We start from the raw sequence: 20,228 nt of genomic DNA, 5'->3' as shown, positions 1-20,228 counted from the left end.
TGATGGTCGGCTACACCAGTTCCGTCATCCTGATCATCCAGGCCGCCACGGCAGCAGGTGCTGATACTGCTCAAGTCGCCTCCTGGCTCTGGACGCTGGGGATCGGCATGGGGGTGAGCTGCATCGGCCTCTCTCTCTATTACCGCATACCCATACTAACCGCCTGGTCCACACCGGGCGCGGCACTGCTGATCACCACGCTGGGCAACTTCACTCTGGCGGAAGCCATCGGCGCCTTTGTGATCTCGTCCCTGCTGATCACGCTGTGTGGCATCAGCGGCTGGTTCGACCGTTTGATGAAACATATTCCGGCTCCACTGGCCGCCGCCATGCTCGCTGGCGTGCTGCTCAGATTCGGATTGGAGCTGTTCAAGGTCGCCCCGCAAGATCCCTTGCTGCTTGGCACCCTGCTGCTGGCCTTCCTGCTGGGTCGTCATCTCTGGCCCCGCTATACCATGGTGCTGGTACTGGGAGTGGGGATGCTGATCTGCAGCGTGCGGGGGGATTTGCAACTGGGCACCCTTCACTGGCAACTCGCCAGCCCGGTCTGGACATGGCCAGTCTTCTCCCTTGATGCCCTGTTTGGCATCGCGCTGCCGCTGTTCATTGTCACCATGACATCGCAAAACATGCCGGGGATTGCCATCTTGCGGGCCCACGACTATCAGCCTTCCACCTCCTCGCTGATCAGCTGGACCGGCCTGACTGGCCTGCTGCTCGCCCCTTTTGGCGGCTATGCCTTCAATCTGGCCGCCATCACTGCCGCCATCTGCATGGGCAAAGAGGTCGACCCGGATACCAAGCGCCGCTGGCCAGCTGCGGTATGGGCGGGTTGCTTTTATCTTGTGACCGGCTGCTTCGGCGCAACCGTCGCGGCCCTGTTTAGCGCCTTTCCGGCAGCCCTTGTCACCTGCGTCGCTGGTTTGGCCCTGTTAGGCACCATCGGCAGCAGCTTGCACTCGGCCTTGCAAGAGGATGAAGCGCGAGAAGCTGCGCTGCTCACCTTTATCATTACCGCGTCCGGGATCAGCCCGCTCGGCATCGCGGCAGCCTGCTGGGGTCTGCTGATTGGTCTGGCTATCTATCAGTTCCAATCATATCGACAAAGGAATCAATTGAACCTCAAACCGTGAACCTCTGCACACTATCCACATAAAATGATTCACAAGTGAAACTAATTTCCCTCTAGTGGTGTCAGGGCACCAATCTTCCCGGACATGGTGCCCTGTCAGGTTCCATGCAACGGAGTATAAAAATGAAAAATCAGGCTGTCTTGTTACTACTGGCCATACTGGGTGCTACGAGCGTCCAGGCTGCCGATACGGATCGAGAGCTGGCTCGCCAGCTCGCACTTCAGCAGAAAAACCTGCTGCCCCTGCTGAGCAATCAGCAATATCAGAGCCCGCTTCCCAACCTGCTGCAGAAGGCCAGTCCACGGCTTAAACGGCAGGCGAGCGATGCCAACCAGGCGGCCATCAGCCGGCAAGGACTGGATGGCGAGGTCAAGCAACTGATGCAGTTGCGACTGGCCAACACCGATCAGGCCGCCGCACTGCAACAGGGCGTCGAACCGCTGGTCGCCTATGTTCCTAGTGGGGATGAGAAGAGCTGGAGCGCCATTGAAGCGTTCGACAGCGCTGGCAATCCCGTCTATCTGGATGTGGACAAGGCACCGGCCCGGCCGGTTCTGGTAGTCGAAGCCGATCCCGTCAAAGCCAAAAACGCAGGCTTGAAGGTAATGCGCAAAGCGCTGGCCGATGCGGATCTGCAAAGCGCTCCGCGAGTGGCGGCCAGCACGGCGCCACTCAAGACCAGTATCCTGAAAAAGATCAGACTGAAGGATGATCAGGAGCCCTGGCTGCTCGGCGCAGCCGAAGTGTATGCAGTGGTCGCAGGGGTTAATCCCAGCCGGGATGAACCAGTGGTCGATATTGTCGACATGCCCTACCTCGACTATGACAACACAGACTACACCCCCAACCAGATCCTGGTTTACTGGGATCGCTATCGCTGGGGTGCCGTCGATGTGGTGATGATGGAGCAGGATGACAACGTCAACTACAAGGAGCTGAGCGCCCTGCTGATTGAAGCTCTCAAACTCGGCTTTACTGCGGGTGGCGTGCCGGAAGCCCTGCCCTTCCTCGATCTCGGCGGTCGCATCGTCAAGGCACTGCCCGACTCCTGGATGACCAACAACGACGACTATCTGGATACCTTCTACACACTGGAGCAGGATCAGGTCTATCGCCAGTATCCGGGGGCTGCCGGTAATGCGGTTATCGATCTTGAGCCAAAAGAGATCGCCCCGACCAGACCTTGATAATCGGCCATAACGAAAAAGCCAATGAGCAACTCATTGGCTTTTTGCTTTTATCGCGGTGACCACAGGTCAACCCTTGGGACGAACCCCCAGAGTATGGCAGATGGCATAAGTCAGCTCGGAGCGGTTCAGGGTATAGAAGTGGAAATCCTTCACGCCTTCCTGACTCAGCACGCGCACCTGATCGATGGCGATGCTCGCCCCCACCAGGTTACGGGTCATCTGATCGTTATCCAGTCCCTCGAAACGCTGATGCATCCAGCGCGGGATCTTCACGTTGGTAAAACCGGCAAACTTGGCCAGAGTCTGGTAGTTGGAGACCGGCAGGATTCCCGGCACGATTTCAGCATCGATGCCGATGGCGGCGCAGCGATCCCGAAAGCGCAAGTAAGTTTCCACATCGAAGAAGAACTGGGTGATGGCGCGGTTGGCACCGGCATCAATCTTGCGCTTGAGGTTGAGCAGGTCGGATTGTGCACTCTTGGCCTCCGGGTGCCCTTCCGGATAGGCGGCAACCGAGATATCGAAGTCAGCCTCCGACTTGAGCAAGGCAACCAGATCGGTGGCATACATATCCGGCTTCTCCAACCCCTGCGGCAAGTCACCACGCAGAGCCACGATATGACGAATGCCGCTGTTCCAGTAGTCGCGGGCGATGGTGCGCAATTCGTCGCGGCTGGCATCGATACAGGTCAGATGCGGCGCCGCAATCAGGCCGGTCCGCTCCTTGATGTCCTTGATCACCTTATGGGTGCGATCACGGGTACCGGAGTTGGCACCATAGGTGACGGAGACGAACTTGGGTTCCAGTACCTTCAGCCGTTCGATGGACTGCCAGAGGGTATTCTCCATCCCTTCACTGTTGGGCGGAAAAAACTCGAAACTGACCGATATATCGCCATTCAAATCTGCCAAGCTCTGGTTGAGCGCTTCAACCTGACGTGCACTGTGAAAACCCATCTGCTCTTCTCCCTGTCCTGCAATCCATCTGCCTACGTCAAAACGGATGTTTGGACGTCTAAACGTCTTTATATTTATGAGTAAAACGACACAAAGTCAACAGGGATTTACCTCACATCCGATCTGACGAACTTCATATTTACAAAATTAACGGTACGTAACCGAAAAGTGCCCATCCCAAAATTGCCCCAGTCGAGTTATGATGGGGGCAGATCGTCCTGGACGTTCTGAATCTGCGTGTGATTGTTTGGCCGGAGGTTTCTCCGGCCCCTTTTCATCTATTTCCCACTCCTGCCGATAACAGAATGAGTCTTTGCAGGAGCACCATCATGGATACCCACCCCGGCTTTGCCACCGACTTGCTGTTCGATCGCTATCAGGGCGAGGTTATTCAGCACGATCAGTTCTGGGCGGTTCGCACGCCGGATGCTCCCGATTACTACTTCGGCAACTACCTGCTACTCCCCAACCCACCCAGCGACCGTGACAAAGGCTGGCTGGAAGCCACATTTGATCAGCTGATCGGTCAAGATCCTCGAGTGCGCCACCGCACCTTCCAATGGCCACTGGCGGCCGGACAAAACAGCCGGATCGCCGGTTTTGTCGCAACGGGTTACCAATATATGGAGTGCGTGGTGCTGGCACTGGATGAACAGAGTTGCCCACCTCCTCACGGCGACATGAACAAGGTTGAGGCACGCACCTTCAACACTGCTGATTGGCCTGAGTGGCTCGACTTCGAACTCAATGAACGGGATGAGGGACACTCGGAACAGAGCTATCTTCCCTATCTGCGATCCCGCCAGGCGCTCTATCAGGCCATGATTGTCGATGGCCTCGGGGACTGGTGGGGGATCTGGCAAGAGGGGCAACTGGTCGCCAGCTGTGGCCTCTTCTTCTGCGGCACACTTGGGCGCTTCCAGTTGGTACGCACGCACCATGCGTGGCGCAACCAGGGGTTATGCCGCCAGTTGCTGAGTCAAGTGGCTCGCGCAGGATTGTCTCGCGCCAAACAGCTGATCATAGTGGCTGACGAGCATTACCATGCCCAGCGCATTTACCGCTCTCTGGGGTTTGCCCCGGTTGCCCGCATCGGCAGCCTCTGCCGCTGGCCCCACGAAGCACAATAAAGCGATACCTGCTGGCCGCGAGCCATAAAAAACGGGAGGCTGATGCCTCCCGTTTTTATTGATGCCGATGACCTATTGCTGTGGCTGCTGTGGCGCTTCCAACTCGTTGGAGAGCGCCTGCTCTACCTCATCCGACTGCGCCGGTAATGGTGCAGCGGCGGCTGATGCGGGTTCTACGGGTGCCACCACGGCAGGCGTTTCACTGGTCGCGGGAGCTGCGGACACCTCAGTCGCTGGCGCTGAAGCCGAAGCAGGGGCAGGAGCAGGAGCAACCGCATCACACTGACAATCCGCGCTCTTGGCCTTGTTGCCCTGATGAGGGGCATACCAACTCTTCAAGCCACTTTCCAGTCGATCCGTGGCAGCTTTGGGCTCCATCTTGCCAAGCAGCACAGCCTGACTCACCTCTGCCAGTTCATCCCCCAACTTGGGCGTACCACGGGAGAGGATCTGGGTCGCCACCCGAATGGTCGAGTCACACTGATCGCGCCACTCCATCATCTCTTTGGCCGCCGGATTGGTGACATCGAAGAAGTGGTTGGATAGGGAGAAGAATCCCGGCAGCGAGTTGGTATAGAGCTCGGCAAATTGCGGCGTCGTCAGCCACTGCAGGAAAACCATTGCCCCCTCTTTATTCTTGCTGGCCGGATTCATCCCCATACCGATATCGGTGTGGTCGGTAAAGAAACAGCCATCACCCTGTTTGGCCACCGGCGGACGCATGACGCCAAAATCGACCTTGCCGGTGAAGGGGGCAATCTCCCAGGAGCCCGCCACGTAGAAGGCGGCCTTGCCCGAAGTGAACAGCTCGTTACTGGTCGCATAATCGCGGCTCTCGCCACCTTCACCGAGGTAGGAACGCCAGCGGGCCAGCTCGTCGAACACCTTCACATATTGCGGGTTGTCCAACCGCTCCTGCCCGCCGATCAGTGCCAGACGGCCGTCCTCTCCCTTCCAGTAATTCGGACCAATGTTCTGGAACCCCAGTTCGGAGGCAACCCAGCTCTCGGAACCGCTCATGGCCAGCGGCACATAACGCCCGTCGGCCTTGATCTTGTCCAGCACGGCGAAGAACTGGTCGTGGGTTTGCGGCAAGGTGAGCCCCAACTCACTGAAGATCTTCTTGTTATAGAAGAAGCCATGGATCACCGAGGCCATCGGCACGCAGAAAGTCTGGGCACCGGAATCGGTCTGCCACGGTGACTGGGCAAAACTCGGGAAGTTCTCCATCCCCGCCATTTCGGTCAGCTCGGCCAGATGGCCAGCCTTGAACAGGGCGAGCGAATCATCAAACGGACGACAGGTAATGAGATCCCCCGCCTTGCCCCCTTTCAGGCTCTCCCACAGAGTGGGCATGTAGTTGACGTTCTGCACCGGATGAAAACTCACCTTGATGCCGGGATGCGCCGCTTCAAAGGCCGGGATGATCTTCTGCTCCCACAACGCCTTGTCATCGGTTCGCCAGCTTTCAATCACCAGCTCGCTGGCCATCAGCTGGCCACACAACAGGAGACTCAGGGCTCCAATCCACTTTTTAGACATAAGCCCTCCTAGACCTTGAAATGTGCGATCAATTGCTGCTGTTTGGCAACCAGGTCGGCCAGCACTTCGCTGCTGCTGGCGGATTCCCGCGCCTCCCGCTCTGTCTCGTATGCCACATCGGCAATACCGGCGATATGACGGGCGACCCCCTGACTGACGGAGATCTGCTCCTGAGCGGCATGGGCCACCTGATCCGCCATCGACTTGATGGCCCCCATCCGCTCGGCAATGGATTGCAGCGCCACATCCATCTCGCGGGTCTGATCGACACAGCTCTGGGTCTGCTCCTGGCTACGCCCCATCACTTCAACCACATGCTTGCTGGAGCTCTGCAGGTTCTCAATCATCCCCTGGATCTCTTCGGTCGAAGTCTGGGTGCGATTGGCCAGTGCCCGCACCTCATCGGCCACCACCGCAAAACCGCGACCTGCATCGCCTGCACGGGCCGCTTCGATGGCGGCGTTCAAGGCCAGCAGGTTGGTCTGCTCGGCAATACTGCGGATCACATCGAGAATGCTGCCGATGTTGTTGCTGAATTCCCCAAGTTTGTAGGTGATGCCGACCGCCTCCTCCATGGCGCCAGCCAGCTGCTCGGTGATCCGGCGAGTGGTGGCCACTTTCTGGCGACCACTGCGCGCCTCTTCATCGGCCAGATCCACTTCCCGCTTGGTGCCATCGGTAGAGCGGGCCACCTCGGTGGCGCTCACCTCCAGCTCGGTAATGGCGGCGGCCACCTGATCGGTCTGACTCTTCTGCTCCTGTACCCGGGACATGGCCCGTTCGCTGATCTCGGCGGCGCGGCTCGCCTCATCCACCAGATGGCGGGAGCCTGCATTGATTTGAGAGAGTAGTTCACCGGTCTTGCCCGCCAGCGTATCGATGGAGCGAGAGAGGCTGCCAAATTCGCAACTGCTGCGGTAGTTGATGCGGCGGGTCATGTCACCGGCCGCCATGTAATCGAGCTCCTTGTTGATCATCTGCAACGGGCGCTGAATGCTGCGCGCAGTGGTATAGCCGATCACCAGAGCGGCAGCGGCCGACATCGCGGCAACCACCAGGATCCAGAAGCTGGCGCTACTGACCGCTGCATCGGCATTGATCCGGCTATCGCTGGCGATGGCACCGGCAGACTTTCCCATCTCATCAAGCAAATTGAGGCTGTTGGCCAGACTGGCATCCAGCTGCTGATTTTGCGTGGCCAGCGACAGCGCCAGTTGCTGAGCCTGACGCATGGTTGCCAGCAAGCCCTGAGCGCCGAGCGCCAGCTCCTGCATCCGATCCAGATTGGAGACAAAGCGCGCTTTCACATCATCGGGCACCAGCACCCGCTCCAACCGCTTGCGGGCCATCTCGATATCCTTGCTGAGTACCTTTTCCAGCTCGTTCAGGTCGGTTTTGGCATCGGCACGACGGATATTCTTCAGGTCGCGGGCGATACCCGAGGTAATAAGCTCCGCCTTGTTGCGCATGGAGCGTTTGCTGGCGGTCTGTTGCAGCAGCAGATCCGCCGCCCACTGGTAAGTATCCTCAAGGCGGATAAATTCCATCTCCAGCTTGTGGCGCTGCTCCAGTGCACTGACCCACTGCCGATGCTGGGCCAACACCTGATCCGCCAAGCCATAAAATTGGGTGGTAGCACTCTCGACCTGCTGGAAGCGGGCACGAGCATCCGCTACGTCGGTAAATTTACCCATCTCTTGACTCAGCTGGACGAAGCGGTTCTGCTGCTCCTTGAACTGATTTGCCAGCTGCGGCAACTGGGCAGCATCTTCACTGGTGCGGTAGACCAGCACCCAGCGGTTACTATCCTGCAGTGCCCCCTTGAGACCTGCGACAGCCACCACCAGCGGGGTTGCCCGGTCAGATACGGCAGAGAGGCCGTCATTTATACCCTTGATTTTAAAGGTACTGATCACACCAAGCAGGATCAGCAACAGCAGCATCAACACGAATCCGGCGATGATCCGCTGCACGATAGATAAACCCATGGAGACATCCTCACTCATTGGGGGAAGGTAAAGTGAACATAGTCACTATCGGCAGGGGTGGCGAATAACTGAAATAAAGCGGTAGGTATTTAATTGATTTGTATCGGGTTGGATCACAGTACAGACAAAATCAGCCATACGAAAAAAGCCCGGCACAAGCCGGGCTGAAAGAGACGTACTTTGCTATCTTCCGCGGTCCGTTCAGAACCGCAGTCAGAATCATTAGAAGCGGTAGCCCGCACCAACCATGAAGACCATTGGGTCAATCTTGGTTTTGATTCCATCTCCACCATTTACATGCACATCAGTGTCGATATCCATGATCCAGGCTGAGCCGTTGACAAACCAGCGGTCAGTGATCGCCATATCGATACCAACCTGACCAGCAACACCCCAAGAATCATCCAGGCTCACATCGCTGTTGGTCAGAGGGCCACGACCTTTCTCGTCAAAGAAATTGGTGTAGTTAACACCAACACCGACGTACGGACGAACCTTGCTCTGGGCATCGCCAAAATAGTACTGAGCCATCAGGGTTGGCGGCAGATGCTTGACCTTGGCTACTTCGGTATCGCCAATCTTCACTGAATGGGAGAATGGGGTAGCAGCCAGCAACTCAACGCCGAAGTTATCTGTAGCCATATAGGTCAAAGTCAAACCCAGCTGAGCATTGTCATTGATTTCAAAGCTGTTACCACTGTCTTGTGGAGACACTACAGCCAAACCACCACGAACCAGAATATCGCCAGCCTGATGGGCCATGGCGAAAGGAGAGGTCACTGCAGCGGCAATCATCAGAGGAAGTAATTTTTTCATCACGTAATCCCTTTTTTGTTTTCATTTGATGCTGTAAGCCCGCTGACTATATGCCCTTGTAAATGCAAAGTTATTGACTTGGAGCAAAGGTTGCACAGAAATAAATCGATTGGTGTGACATCTTTGCGCACCATCCCAATCTCGTTGAGTCCCCAGAAAACAAGCCGAAATACCTGTTTCGACAGGTTGTAACTACCCGCACCCAGCGCCAAAAGGAGCAAACAAACCACACCTTATTGCGCGGCAGAGCGGCTATTAATTGTTGTTAATATGGGCAAATCAGCGTATTTTTTGCGCCATACAAGTTACTGGGAAGTAATGGTTTATTTATGAAAAATGAGTCGAAATGGCAAAAGGTGGGGGCCTTTCTCGCAGCCGTGTGGGGAATCGGATCCTTTCTCTTTATCCTGCTCGGTTTTATTATCGCCCTGGCCTATCTGGTATTGGTACGGCAGGGTTAATCCGGATTGATAGAGTGCAGCAGGGTGATATGCCCCCCTTCGGCAAGCTGTTCCGGAGTCTGGCCCATTCCCTCAGCAGAGAGGCTACCTGCGTAGCCACACCACCGATTTCGCCCGCCGACTTTGGCCTGATACAGCGCCATGTCAGCCAGTTTGAAGCTATGACTCCAGAATGAATCCGGACACTCCGGGTGCAACGGATAGCGGCAGAACCCCAGCGACACCGTCAACCTGAGTGGCGCATCCTCTCTGCCAAAGCGGTGCTGAGCGACACGCTGGCGCAGATATTCGACCCGCAACGCCAACTCTTGCTCGTCATCCACTTGTAGCAGCAACAAGAACTCCTCCCCGCCCAACCGGATGATCGGCTCGCGCTCTCCTGTCACCACCTTGCGCAGCAGATCCGCCAACTGTTTCAGCACCAGATCCCCGATGTCATGGCCAAGGCGGTCATTGATCCGCTTGAAATGATCCAGATCCAGCAGCAATAACAGACAAGGTTTGGCCCGGTTGGCCTGCAACCAACCATCGAGATAGCGACGATTGAAACAACGGGTCAAGGGGTCGGTGAATGCAGCCATCTCCATCTGGCTGGATTTTTCCAACAAATCATCGTGTTGCTGACTGACCTTGCTGGCCATCTCCTTGAACTTGCCGCTCAGGGTCGCCATCTCGGCGCTGCTGTCGATATAGGGGATCAAGGTGGCATCTGGCCGATCGCCAAAGCGTTGCAGCGCCGACACCAGCTGCTGCAACGGGGTAAGCACAATGCTATTGAGCCGATACATGGCGATCATGACGCAGATAAAACTGATAAACAGCATGCCGATAAAGGTCCAGAGCGCCCCCTCCATGACACCACTCAAGATCTTTCTCTCCTCCTCAATCACCAGAGTCAGCACCGGCTGGTTATCGCTGTTGAGCAGTCGCACCTCTCCCCTAAGCCGGGTGAGCCCAAGGTCGATCAGGCGATACGTTATTTGCGGTTTCAGTTGTTTGAAGGTAGCGGTGATATCCAGATTGGCGTGGGAAATCGCCAGAGGCAGCGCGGTACGCTCCGATACCTGCTCGAGATAGGCCTTGTCGAGCCAACGTACAACCAGCAAGAAACCGTTGAACGGTGCCGACTCGTCACTGTTTCTGATCGGCTGCCACGAGTACATCAGCGGCCCCCACTGGGAAGCACGGATCCCGTGCAGATTGATGCCCCCTTGCGCCACCGAGCGCGCCCTTAACTGCTTTTTCAGTTCATCAAGGAAGTAGGGAAACTGGTCCGGATTGATCCCCGGCGCATCGGGTAGCAGGGTGCGCGTCCAGATTTCGTAGCCGGTGAGATCCATGAAGCTCATCAGGTTGAGACTAAAATCCCGCATCGGCATATCACTGAACAGGTTGGATTCGATGTACCCCCTGCTTTTGTTGTCCATAAAACGGTGACTGTCATCCCAGATGCCCCAATCCCGACTGAATGCATCCAGAGCGGCCACATCCGCCTGCACCGCCTTGGTCACGCGCAGCAGATGCTCCTTCATTCGCTGCTCTTCAATCCGGCTGGCAGCCGGGATTTGGGCCCACGCCAGCAGGACCAGCAATAGCAGGATCGCCCCCAGCCAGATGGGGAACATGGAGTAAGCCAACTGATGATCAATCGTGCGCGGAGCCTGAGCCATAACCCGATATATCCATTACCATGATGCTGAGATGCCAAGCCTGCCCACACTTGACGAGCTTCCCCCTATGCTCCCGATTTTTATAACAAAAAGGGGCCAAAGGCCCCTCGATTATAACGGCTTATCGCGCCAATAGCGGTCGTAAAAAACGAGCTGTATGAGACTCTTTATTAGCGCAAATCTCCTCCGGCGTCCCCGTCACCAGAATGCGGCCACCACCGGCGCCTCCCTCTGGCCCCAAATCGACAATCCAGTCGGCAGTTTTTACCACATCAAGGTTGTGCTCGATGATGACGATGGTGTTACCGCGATCCCGCAGCTGGTGCAACACCTTGAGCAGTTGCTGGATATCGTGGAAGTGCAGGCCGGTGGTCGGCTCATCCAGAATATAGAGGGTCTGACCGGTATCCCGCTTGGAGAGCTCCCGCGCCAGCTTGACCCGCTGCGCCTCCCCGCCCGACAAGGTAGTAGCAGACTGGCCGAGACGGATATAGGAGAGGCCCACGTCCATCAGGGTCTGCAGCTTGCGCGCCACCGCCGGCACCGGATCGAAGAACTCGCGGGCATCTTCCACCGTCATCTCGAGGATTTCGTGGATATTCTTGCCCTTGTACTTCACCTCCAGGGTCTCGCGGTTGTAGCGCTTGCCCTTGCAGACATCGCACGGCACGTAGACATCCGGCAGGAAGTGCATCTCTACCTTGATGACGCCATCCCCCTGACACGCCTCGCAGCGGCCCCCCTTCACGTTGAAGGAGAAGCGGCCCGGCTGGTAGCCGCGCGAACGCGCCTCCTGGGTGCCGGAGAGCAGCTCGCGGATCGGAGTGAACAGACCGGTATAGGTGGCTGGGTTGGAGCGCGGGGTACGACCGATGGGGCTCTGGTCGATATCCACCACCTTGTCCAGATGCTCCAGCCCCTCGACGCTGCGATAGGGCGCCGGGGTGGACTCGGTGGCCTTGTTAAGCTCGCGGTGGGCGATGCGGAACAGGGTGTCATTGATCAGGGTCGACTTGCCGGAACCGGAGACGCCAGTCACGCAGGTCATCACCCCGATGGGCAGATCAAGATTGACGTTGCGCAGGTTGTTGCCGCTTGCCCCCTTGAGTTTCAACCACTTGCCGGTGAGCGGCGTGCGCTCGGCCGGAATGGCGATCTGCTTGCGACCGGAGAGGTAGTCACCGGTCAGCGATTCCGGATTGTCGATGATCTGCTGGGGGGTGCCCTGCGCAACAATCTCGCCACCGTGCACGCCAGCCCCCGGGCCGATATCCAGCACATGGTCGGCGAGGCGGATGGCATCCTCGTCGTGCTCCACCACGATCACCGTGTTGCCCAGATCGCGCAGATGGGTGAGGGTCTTGAGCAACCGCTCGTTGTCGCGCTGATGCAGACCGATGGAAGGCTCATCGAGTACATACATGACGCCCACCAGCCCGGCACCAATCTGGCTGGCCAGTCGAATGCGCTGCGCTTCACCACCGGAGAGGGTCTCGGCGCTGCGCGACAGGCTCAGGTAGTTGAGACCGACGTTCACCAGGAAGCCGAGCCGCTCGACGATCTCTTTCAATATCTTCTCGGCAATCTGGGCGCGCTGGCCAGTGAGGTTAAGCCCCTCGAAGAAGGCGAGCGCATCGCCGATGGACTGCTCGGCAATGGCCGGCAGATTGCGGTTGTCGACGAAAACGTGGCGCGCCTCTTCCCGCAGTCGGCTGCCACCACAGCTGGTACAGGATTTGTTGGCGATGTATTTGGAGAGCTCTTCACGCACCGAGTTGGATTCGGTCTCCCGGTAGCGCCGCTCCATGTTGTGCAGGATCCCCTCGAACGGGTGCTTGCGCACCACCACATCGCCGCGATCGTTCATGTAACGGAACTCGATCTCGGTGCGACCGGAGCCGCGCAGGATCACCTCCTGGGTCTTCAGTGGCAGATCTTCCCACGGAGTCTCCAGATCGAACTTGTAGTGCTCGGAGAGGGATTTGAGCATCTGGAAGTAGTAGAAGCTGCGTTTGTCCCAGCCGCGAATCGCGCCGTTGGCCAGACTGATGGCCGGATCGCCGATCACCTTGGCCGGATCGAAATATTGCTGCACCCCGAGGCCGTCACAAGTCGGGCAGGCACCTGCCGGGTTGTTGAAGGAGAAGATGCGCGGCTCCAGCTCCGACATGGAGTAACCACACTCCGGGCAGGCGAAGTTGGCGGAGAAAGTCATGGGGGCAACCCCCTCTTCACCATCCATCGGCACTACCAGTACGATGCCGCCGGAGAGGGTCAGCGCCGTCTCGAACGACTCGGCCAAACGCAAGGCAAGGTCCTCGCGTACCTTGAAGCGATCCACCACCACCTCGATGGTGTGCTTCTTGTGCAGCTCCAGAGTCGGAGGGTCGGAGAGATCGCACACCTCGCCGTCGATACGGGCACGGATGTAGCCCTGGGCCGCCAGGTTCTCCAGCAGCTTGGTGTGCTCCCCCTTGCGATCGCGCACCACCGGGGCCAGCAGCATCAGCTTGCTCCCCTCCGGCTGGGCCAGCACCTGATCCACCATCTGGCTGATGGTCTGGGCGGCGAGCGGAATGGCGTGGGTCGGGCAGCGCGGCTCACCAACCCGGGCAAACAGCAGACGCAGGTAGTCGTAGATCTCGGTGATGGTACCGACGGTCGAGCGCGGGTTGTGGGAAGTGGACTTCTGTTCGATGGAGATGGCGGGCGAGAGCCCCTCGATATGGTCGACGTCCGGCTTCTCCATCAAGGAGAGGAACTGGCGGGCATAGGCGGAGAGGGACTCCACATAGCGGCGCTGCCCCTCGGCATAGAGGGTATCGAACGCCAGAGAGGATTTGCCCGAACCGGAGAGGCCGGTGACCACGATCAGCTTGTCGCGGGGCAGGGTCAGATTGATGTTCTTGAGGTTGTGGGTGCGAGCACCCCGGACCACGATCTTTTCCATCTTGTTGCACGCTCGATACAGAAACCTGAGCGAGTCAGTATGGCATAGAGACTACTGGATGAATAGACAGTCATGAGAGGAAATGCGCATCATCCGGCGCACGCCATCTGCTCTTTTTTCTCCACCAGCAGCCGCTCGTTTTGCCATATCCGGGCGGTGACCTCGACCCGATAGGGGCAACGCAAACCCAGCCCTATTTTGCCAACCGCCATGACCACTCCAGCCTGCAGCGACAGATTACGGCTCTGGCGCTGAGTCGTGCTCCCGGCCGCCCCTTCGCTGCGCACCAGCAACCTGACACTCACCTTCAAGTTGCGCTTGCTGAGCAGCGTCGGTGCAAGTGACAGCCCCTGTTCGCTCTGCACCATATTGAGGGACAAGCGGATCGACGGATCGGGTTCTATCTCGGTTTCCCTTGCAGTTGCTGGTGAAGGAACGCGATAAACCAGCATCAACTCACAGAGCAGCACCAACAAAAGAGGGGCCCGCAGGCCCCTGAATCCGGAGATAACCATCAGTTGCTACCAGAACCCTGATAGACATAGGCCATGTTATCGCTGCCATAGACCGTCACATTGGCAGTGTTGAGGCTGTCGGTTTGTGCAACGTCAACTTCGTTATTGCCACCGCCCATGCCGCCATTGACGTAAACGTTGGCCACGTGTTTTTCACCTAACTGGCTTACGGTGAGCGTGTTGTCGCTCCCCAGATAGGATTCGACCTTGGCGCTGTTCAGTTTCCCATCCTGAGTCACTGTCACCACAGAGTCAGAGTGAGACGCATCGGCATAAGCCCAGTTGTCAGTGCCTTTCTGAGCCACGACCAGCTCGTTGTCCGAGCCCCAGGTCCAGGCTCCTTTGCCCTCAACGCCACGCGCGGCGGCAACCTGGTTGCCAGTGCCGTTCTGGTCAATATCGACCTTGTTGCGACTACCCTCCTCTTGCACTGCATTGGCATAGTTGTCGCTACCCAACTGATCGATAGTGACAGACCCACCCACACTGCTGGCCAGCTGATCAACCACCGCCTGGTTATTGTTGCCATCCTGAGTGACCTGCGCAGTGTTGCCAGAACCCTGCTGGTTGGTATCGGCCTGGTTGCCATTACCCAGCTGAGTCACGACCGCCGTTTCACCAGTTCCGCTCTGTCTGGCATTGGCGATGTTCTCGTTACCATTCTGGGTGATGGTCAACAGATCCTCAGAACCTCTCTGCTCAGAGTCGATCTGGTTACGACTCCCGGTCTGGGTCAGAAGGGCGGTTTCACCGGAACCAGCCTGCTTGGCCAGCAGGTTATTCCCTTGTCCGGCGGTTGCACCAGACTGCTGGGCTGTCACGCTGCCAGCGGTCCCGCTTTGCTCCACCGTTGCCACGTTGGCCAGCCCCAACTGAGTGACCTCGGCAGTGTTGTCATTGCCACTTTGCTTGACGACCGCAGAGGTGCCCTCGTTTGGGCCGTAACCGAAGTTGCTTGTACGTTGTGCGACTAAGGCTGTGTTATTGCCACCCTCTTGAGCCACGCTGGCAACGGCACCATCGGATTCGCGTTGATCGACATCCGCAATATGCCCACCTTCTCCTGACTGGGTAATGGTCGCGCTGGCATAATCAGACCAGTAGTTATTGATCTGCGCGCTGTTACCATCCGCTTGCTGCTCAATCACTGAAATGGCGCCGTTACCATCATCCTGTTTAATGAGAGCATTGTTACTGTCACCGAGCTGGCTCACCCGGGCCGTGGCCTCACCGTTGTAGTACTGTTGGGTAATCGAGGCCTTGTTCAGCTGCCCGTTGGTATCAATGGTCGCGGTCGATTTATTGGTCACCCCCTGCTGCAATACCTCCCCTTTGTTCTGGCCGCCGGCTTGCTTGATATCAGCAGTGGAAGCACCGGTATTGCGCTGCTCGGTCGAGGCGAGGTTGTCGTTACCCTGTTGATAGATCGCCGCCTTGTTAGCCGTGCTCTCCTCGACCTGCTGGATGTACGCCAGGTTGCCGCTGGAGAATTGAGCCTGAGTCACCTCAGCCTGATTGCCAGTAGATGCCGCCCAAGCGGTGCTGGTCGCCAGAAGAACTGCCGAGGCAATGATGGTACGTTTAAACATGATTTCCCTCTCGTGCTAATGGTTGAGCCTAGGCTCAGTTGGTTTGAACGACATTTACTTGCTGATTGGCTCCCGTCTGAATAACGGTTGCCGCCAATCCGTTACCGTTTTGCTCGATGCTGGCCTGATTGCCATCACCCAGCTGGATCGCCCGGGCCTGATTGTCTGCCCCTTGCTGACTGATCCAGGCTTCATTGCCGCTGCCTTGTTGCAGCAGCCAAATCCGGTTATTGATGCCCGCCTGATAGAGCTCGGCGCTATTGCCCTCGCCCAGTTGCGCGCCATTGACCCAGTTCTCATCTCCCACCTGGGAGAGTGCCAACTCATTGGCCCACCCCTGTTGCAGCAGACGCGCCTGATTCAGCTCCCCTTGCTGGGTGAGATGCAGTTGCTGCTCGCTACCGAGTTGCCACAACAGCGCCTGATTACCATCGTTCTGCAGACCGGAATCCAGCTCGCTTGCCATCGCCAGCTCGTCGAAGACGGCAGGCTCTGCGGCGAGTTGCGGGGCGCCCGATATCAGCAGAAAAAAGAGAGTACTCAACAGGTGTTTCATCGCGCCATCGCCTTGTTGGAAAACGCCCACAGTATCCCTGTCAGACCAGAGGCGGCCTATCAGGCACTCCGCTGATTCGAGGATGAAAAGCGCCGCCCTGTCGCTGAGCAGAAAGTCTTAATTCGTATTCGATGGAGGCCAAAAAAATGCCCTCCACCAGGGAGGGCATTGCGCGAGCGGGAAAACTCAAAGCAGCGGGGCATTGTCTTGCAGGTACTCCTGCAGGATCGGATTGTCGATATCCCGCTGGTCAGCCAGTTGCCACAGATTGTCCCGCACGCCATTGGCTATTAGCCGGATCACCCCGGACTCGATAGCCGACATGACACACATCTGTACCGGTTCATTGGTGCTGAAACCGGCCTCGGCCTCCAGCAGGCGCTTGTACTCGACGAAACGGAATACCCCGGCCTGCACCTGTTGCGACAATACGGTCTTGGAGGTGGTGACACTGTTCAGGATCCGGCCTGAACGGATATCGACGGCGCGCAGATTGACCGTCACCTGATCGACCCGATACTCCCCGCTGGCGCCAATGCCAAAATACTTGGCCCCCGCCCCGCCGGTTCGTACATTGCTGTCATAGGCGACGATCCCCCCCTCGATCAGGATGTTGGCGGCAACCAGCGAGGGCAGTTGATTGGCATTGTTGCCGGGCACGTTGGGCTTGTTCTGGGCCGCCCGCACAATCTTGCGCTCGGTCAGCAGGTTCTGCAGCCCTTCCCGCTCCAGCGGTACAAACCATTGAGAATCCCACAAAGCCGTACTCAGCATGGCGACCCCGCCCTGGGTAACTGCCGTGGAGAAGTTGGAGGCCGGTGCAGGCAGGTACTGACCGGTCTGATCGCGAAAATCGTAGACGGCCGCGACAATTTTCCCTTTTGGCTTGGGCAGACTGATCAGCTCCTTGTAAGAGACGGATCGCGGCATCAGGGTTGCCTTCTCATCAGCAACGGGTGAGCCGATATGGGTCGCACAGCCAGCCAGCGCAAGCAGGGGCACTATCAATAACAGTTGTCGTTTCATCGCGCCCTCAGTCGGCAATCAGGCCATTCACTTCGATCATGGTGGTCTGGTTGGTCACCCGGTCGGTGATCGAAACCACCAGAGTGCCATCTTCATCCACCACATTGATGGCAAAATCATCGGTCACCAGACTGCCGCTCTGGCTGCCATCCTTGCCGATATCGGCCAACAGCTGGCTGATCAGGCGGGATTGCAGGTTGGAGGTCAGGCGATCCAGCGCCGAGGTGCCGCTGCTACCGCTGCCACTGGCGGGATCCTTGTAATCATTCTGCGCATTGGCGGTGCCAAGCAGATGACTGCTGTTTAGAGGGTTACCCCCAAAGCTGGGGTTGACGGGGCGATAGACAAGCTCCGACGCATGGAGCGTTGGCGCTATCAGTGCAGCAACTAGCCATAACCGGGCACGCATGAGAAATATCCTTATAGTTCATCATGTTCCAAATCGAAGGTATCCATGAACAGGGTCGCGATCTTCTGCTGTTCGAGGGTCTGCCTGACCTGTGACCAAGCCAGTTTGGCGCTCTGCTCCTGCTGATTGCGGCCGGGAGAGAGTGCGGTTTTAAAAATCACCTTCCGGTTGTGGGTGATCCAGATCAGGCTGCCCCAGCGAGCTGTCGGGCGCTCATGAATCGTCAGATTTTCTCTGGCATCCGGGTCTTCATCGCTGCGCAATCGGGTAAATTCGTTATAAAAGCCCTGACCGAAACGGGTAAAAGTGCGATCCAGCACCAGACCATCCACATCCAGCCGATCACTCTCCTGCTCCGGCTGCACCGACTCCAGCGGTGCATCGGCCTCGGCCGCCACAACGGTCGTGCAGCCCCAAAGCAGCGCGAGGCAACACGCCACAGAGAGCGCTTTCATCAGTGGGAGTCCGGAGCATCGAGATACTCTTTGGCCCAGCTCACCGCCTGGATCCGGTTCTTCACATTCAACTTTTTAAAGACGTTATAGAGGTGGGATTTGACGGTGTGCTCGCTGACAAACAGGCTGTCGGCGATCTCGACATTGGAGGCGCCCGTCATCAGATAACGGATGATCTCCTGCTCTCTGGCTGTCAGCAGAGTGTCGTTACGCAGCAGGTAGCTATTGCCCTGGCGATAGTATTCAACCAGCTCGCACAGCAGGTGGCGCGGCATCCAGTACTCGCCCAACAGGATTTTCTGCAACCCGGCAACCAGCCGGTCGAGCGGATCCTGACGGAAAAACAAACCACAGATCTGCGGCCACATCAGCAGCAGGTCGCGATCCGTCGCAGTGGGAGCATTGAGCAGCACAGTGGTCGCCATGCCAAAGCGTTCGGAGATCGCCCGGTTCCAGCCCAATGACTGGCCAGAGCGGATATAGTCGAGATCGATGAGAAACAGCGTGCCGTCACACTGGTTATCTAGCTGATTAATCTCGTGGATTAGCTGGACGGGACGGCTCAAATGAGAGATGAGGTATGCAGCAAATGTGCTGGCCTGCACATTATTTTCAGTGACCAGTGCGATCGGGCATGCGGCTTTCATTGTGTGCTCTTCCTTGAACCTGTAAACCACCTAATCTGGCCGACTGAGTCTACCAAGGAGGTATGGGAGCACAATATTAAAAAAGTATGAGAATGGATCTCATAAATATCGTAACCATATGTTTTTAGTCGATTTAAAAACCGATTCCAATTCGCCAATCGGCCAGCATAACAGGAATATATGGCAGAAATGTGATGCCGGATGCGCCGGAAACAGCTGCAACCCGACCATCACTGCGGCAGGAGCCAACAGTTACCTTTGGCACATCAAGCCGGTTAAGGATGCTGCCAATCCGCTTCGCAACTGTTACTATGACCGTCACATGCGTCTGCGGGACATTGCGCCCCGCACACAGCAACTAATCAGGTATCTAGTCGTGTTGGACCAGGTTTCGACCTGGCCGGTAAATAAGGTGGAAGAGAGATTATGGCCAGTCGAGGCATCAATAAAGTCATTCTGATCGGTAACCTCGGGCAAGACCCGGAAGTACGCTACATGCCGAGTGGCGGTGCTGTGACCAACATTACTCTGGCTACCTCCGAAACCTGGCGCGACAAGCAGACCGGTGAGCAGAAAGAGCGTACCGAATGGCATCGCGTCGTCTTCATGGGCAAGCTGGCCGAAGTGGCTGGCGAGTACCTGAAGAAGGGCTCCCAGGTCTATGTGGAAGGCAAACTGCAGACCCGCAAATGGCAAGATCAGAGCGGCCAGGAGCGCTACACCACTGAAGTGCTGGTCGACAGCTTCACTGGCGTGATGCAGATGCTGGGTGGTCGTCCGCAAGGCGGTCAGGGCATGGGCCAGAACATGGGTGGCCAATCCCAGGGTAGCTGGGGTCAGCCGCAGCAGAGCATGCCTGCCCAGCAGCCGATGAATCAGCAGCGCCCGGCACCGGCTCCGCAGCAGAACATGCAACCGCAAGGCGGTTATGGCCGTCCTGCCCAGCAGCCGCAATCTGCGCCGCCGGTATATAACGAGCCGCCGATGGATTTCGACGACGATATCCCGTTCTAGGGCCGGATTTTTTAAAATGTAAAGCGCCCTGTAAAGCAAAATGCCTAAAAACCCCGATATCTCGGGGTTTTTTCATTTCTAAACATGTAAAGATTGCTCATTCTGAAAGCTCGGAGTATACATTAGGAATAGGTGTCTAAAAGTGTAAAGGAATGATGCAGTGAAGCTCAGAACCGTCAA

General features: G+C 57.3%; 17 protein-coding genes (1 of these 17 cut by a window edge). 4 read left to right on the top strand and 13 right to left on the bottom strand.

Features of this window, described 5'->3' with window-relative positions; genetic code table 11:
* Positions 1-1,133, top strand: partial view of a benzoate/H(+) symporter BenE family transporter gene (locus tag I6L34_RS13200; protein ID WP_058059296.1) — the 3' portion only. Its footprint begins 43 nt before the window's first position; 1,133 of the gene's 1,176 nt are visible here — the last part of the coding sequence; the start codon falls outside the window, past its left edge; the stop codon is at positions 1,131-1,133.
* A gap of 122 nt (positions 1,134-1,255) precedes the next feature.
* Positions 1,256-2,320, top strand: a complete 1,065-nt coding sequence (locus I6L34_RS13195) for a DUF3103 family protein (protein ID WP_021231648.1) — start codon at positions 1,256-1,258, stop codon at positions 2,318-2,320.
* A 69-nt stretch (positions 2,321-2,389) separates the two neighbouring features.
* Here I6L34_RS13195 and metF read toward each other — a convergent pair whose 3' ends face one another.
* Complete coding sequence (gene metF, locus I6L34_RS13190; protein WP_005340191.1) at positions 2,390-3,280, bottom strand: methylenetetrahydrofolate reductase; 891 nt, start codon at positions 3,278-3,280, stop codon at positions 2,390-2,392.
* Between the two features lie 329 nt (positions 3,281-3,609).
* Here metF and I6L34_RS13185 point away from each other — a divergent pair, with 329 nt between their 5' ends.
* Positions 3,610-4,410, top strand: a complete 801-nt coding sequence (locus I6L34_RS13185; RefSeq protein WP_058056353.1) for a GNAT family N-acetyltransferase — start codon at positions 3,610-3,612, stop codon at positions 4,408-4,410.
* Between the two features lie 72 nt (positions 4,411-4,482).
* Here the strand turns inward: I6L34_RS13185 and I6L34_RS13180 are convergent, their stop codons facing one another.
* The 12 genes from I6L34_RS13180 to I6L34_RS13125 all read right to left on the bottom strand — a co-directional run bounded on the left by I6L34_RS13180 (position 4,483) and on the right by I6L34_RS13125 (position 19,034).
* Complete coding sequence (locus I6L34_RS13180) at positions 4,483-5,952, bottom strand: ABC transporter substrate-binding protein (protein WP_216954822.1); 1,470 nt, start codon at positions 5,950-5,952, stop codon at positions 4,483-4,485.
* An 8-nt stretch (positions 5,953-5,960) separates the two neighbouring features.
* On the bottom strand, positions 5,961-7,940 hold the full coding sequence (locus I6L34_RS13175; protein WP_216954821.1) for a methyl-accepting chemotaxis protein: 1,980 nt from the start codon (positions 7,938-7,940) through the stop codon (positions 5,961-5,963).
* 222 nt (positions 7,941-8,162) lie between these two features.
* Complete coding sequence (locus I6L34_RS13170) at positions 8,163-8,756, bottom strand: OmpW family outer membrane protein (protein ID WP_019445202.1); 594 nt, start codon at positions 8,754-8,756, stop codon at positions 8,163-8,165.
* 457 nt (positions 8,757-9,213) lie between these two features.
* Complete coding sequence (locus tag I6L34_RS13165) at positions 9,214-10,887, bottom strand: diguanylate cyclase (protein WP_216954820.1); 1,674 nt, start codon at positions 10,885-10,887, stop codon at positions 9,214-9,216.
* Between the two features lie 121 nt (positions 10,888-11,008).
* Positions 11,009-13,837 (bottom strand): excinuclease ABC subunit UvrA, encoded by a 2,829-nt coding sequence (gene uvrA / locus I6L34_RS13160; RefSeq protein ID WP_058056350.1) that lies wholly within the window; start codon positions 13,835-13,837, stop codon positions 11,009-11,011.
* Between the two features lie 89 nt (positions 13,838-13,926).
* Positions 13,927-14,352: a curli-like amyloid fiber formation chaperone CsgH gene (gene csgH / locus I6L34_RS13155; protein ID WP_058056349.1), complete on the bottom strand. Its 426-nt coding sequence runs from the start codon at positions 14,350-14,352 to the stop codon at positions 13,927-13,929.
* Positions 14,352-15,941, bottom strand: coding sequence for a curlin (locus I6L34_RS13150; RefSeq protein WP_058056348.1), 1,590 nt, complete (start codon positions 15,939-15,941; stop codon positions 14,352-14,354). The genes csgH and I6L34_RS13150 overlap by 1 nt, the downstream gene beginning before the upstream one ends.
* Before the next feature lie 34 nt (positions 15,942-15,975).
* Entirely contained in the window at positions 15,976-16,497 is a 522-nt protein-coding gene (locus I6L34_RS13145; protein WP_058056347.1) for a curlin, read from the bottom strand.
* A 186-nt stretch (positions 16,498-16,683) separates the two neighbouring features.
* The gene (locus I6L34_RS13140) at positions 16,684-17,523 is read right to left on the bottom strand and encodes a CsgG/HfaB family protein (protein WP_005355003.1); all 840 of its coding nucleotides are present in this window, start codon (positions 17,521-17,523) and stop codon (positions 16,684-16,686) included.
* Positions 17,524-17,530: 7 nt separating this feature from the next.
* Positions 17,531-17,932, bottom strand: coding sequence for a curli assembly protein CsgF (locus tag I6L34_RS13135; protein ID WP_019445195.1), 402 nt, complete (start codon positions 17,930-17,932; stop codon positions 17,531-17,533).
* Between the two features lie 11 nt (positions 17,933-17,943).
* Complete coding sequence (locus tag I6L34_RS13130) at positions 17,944-18,387, bottom strand: curli production assembly/transport protein CsgE (protein ID WP_058059297.1); 444 nt, start codon at positions 18,385-18,387, stop codon at positions 17,944-17,946.
* The gene (locus tag I6L34_RS13125) at positions 18,387-19,034 is read right to left on the bottom strand and encodes a LuxR C-terminal-related transcriptional regulator (RefSeq protein WP_042080923.1); all 648 of its coding nucleotides are present in this window, start codon (positions 19,032-19,034) and stop codon (positions 18,387-18,389) included. Before I6L34_RS13125 ends, I6L34_RS13130 begins: the two co-directional genes overlap by 1 nt.
* Before the next feature lie 426 nt (positions 19,035-19,460).
* On the opposite strand from I6L34_RS13125, the gene I6L34_RS13120 reads away from it, so the two are divergent.
* Positions 19,461-20,048, top strand: coding sequence for a single-stranded DNA-binding protein (locus I6L34_RS13120; RefSeq protein WP_058059298.1), 588 nt, complete (start codon positions 19,461-19,463; stop codon positions 20,046-20,048).
* The last annotated feature ends 180 nt before the right edge of the window (positions 20,049-20,228 follow it).

This window comes from Aeromonas sp. FDAARGOS 1404, assembly GCF_019047085.1.
GTDB lineage: Bacteria > Pseudomonadota > Gammaproteobacteria > Enterobacterales > Aeromonadaceae > Aeromonas > Aeromonas veronii.
The sequence above is the reverse complement of the archived record's forward strand: the minus strand, read 5'-3'. Positions and strand labels throughout refer to the sequence as shown.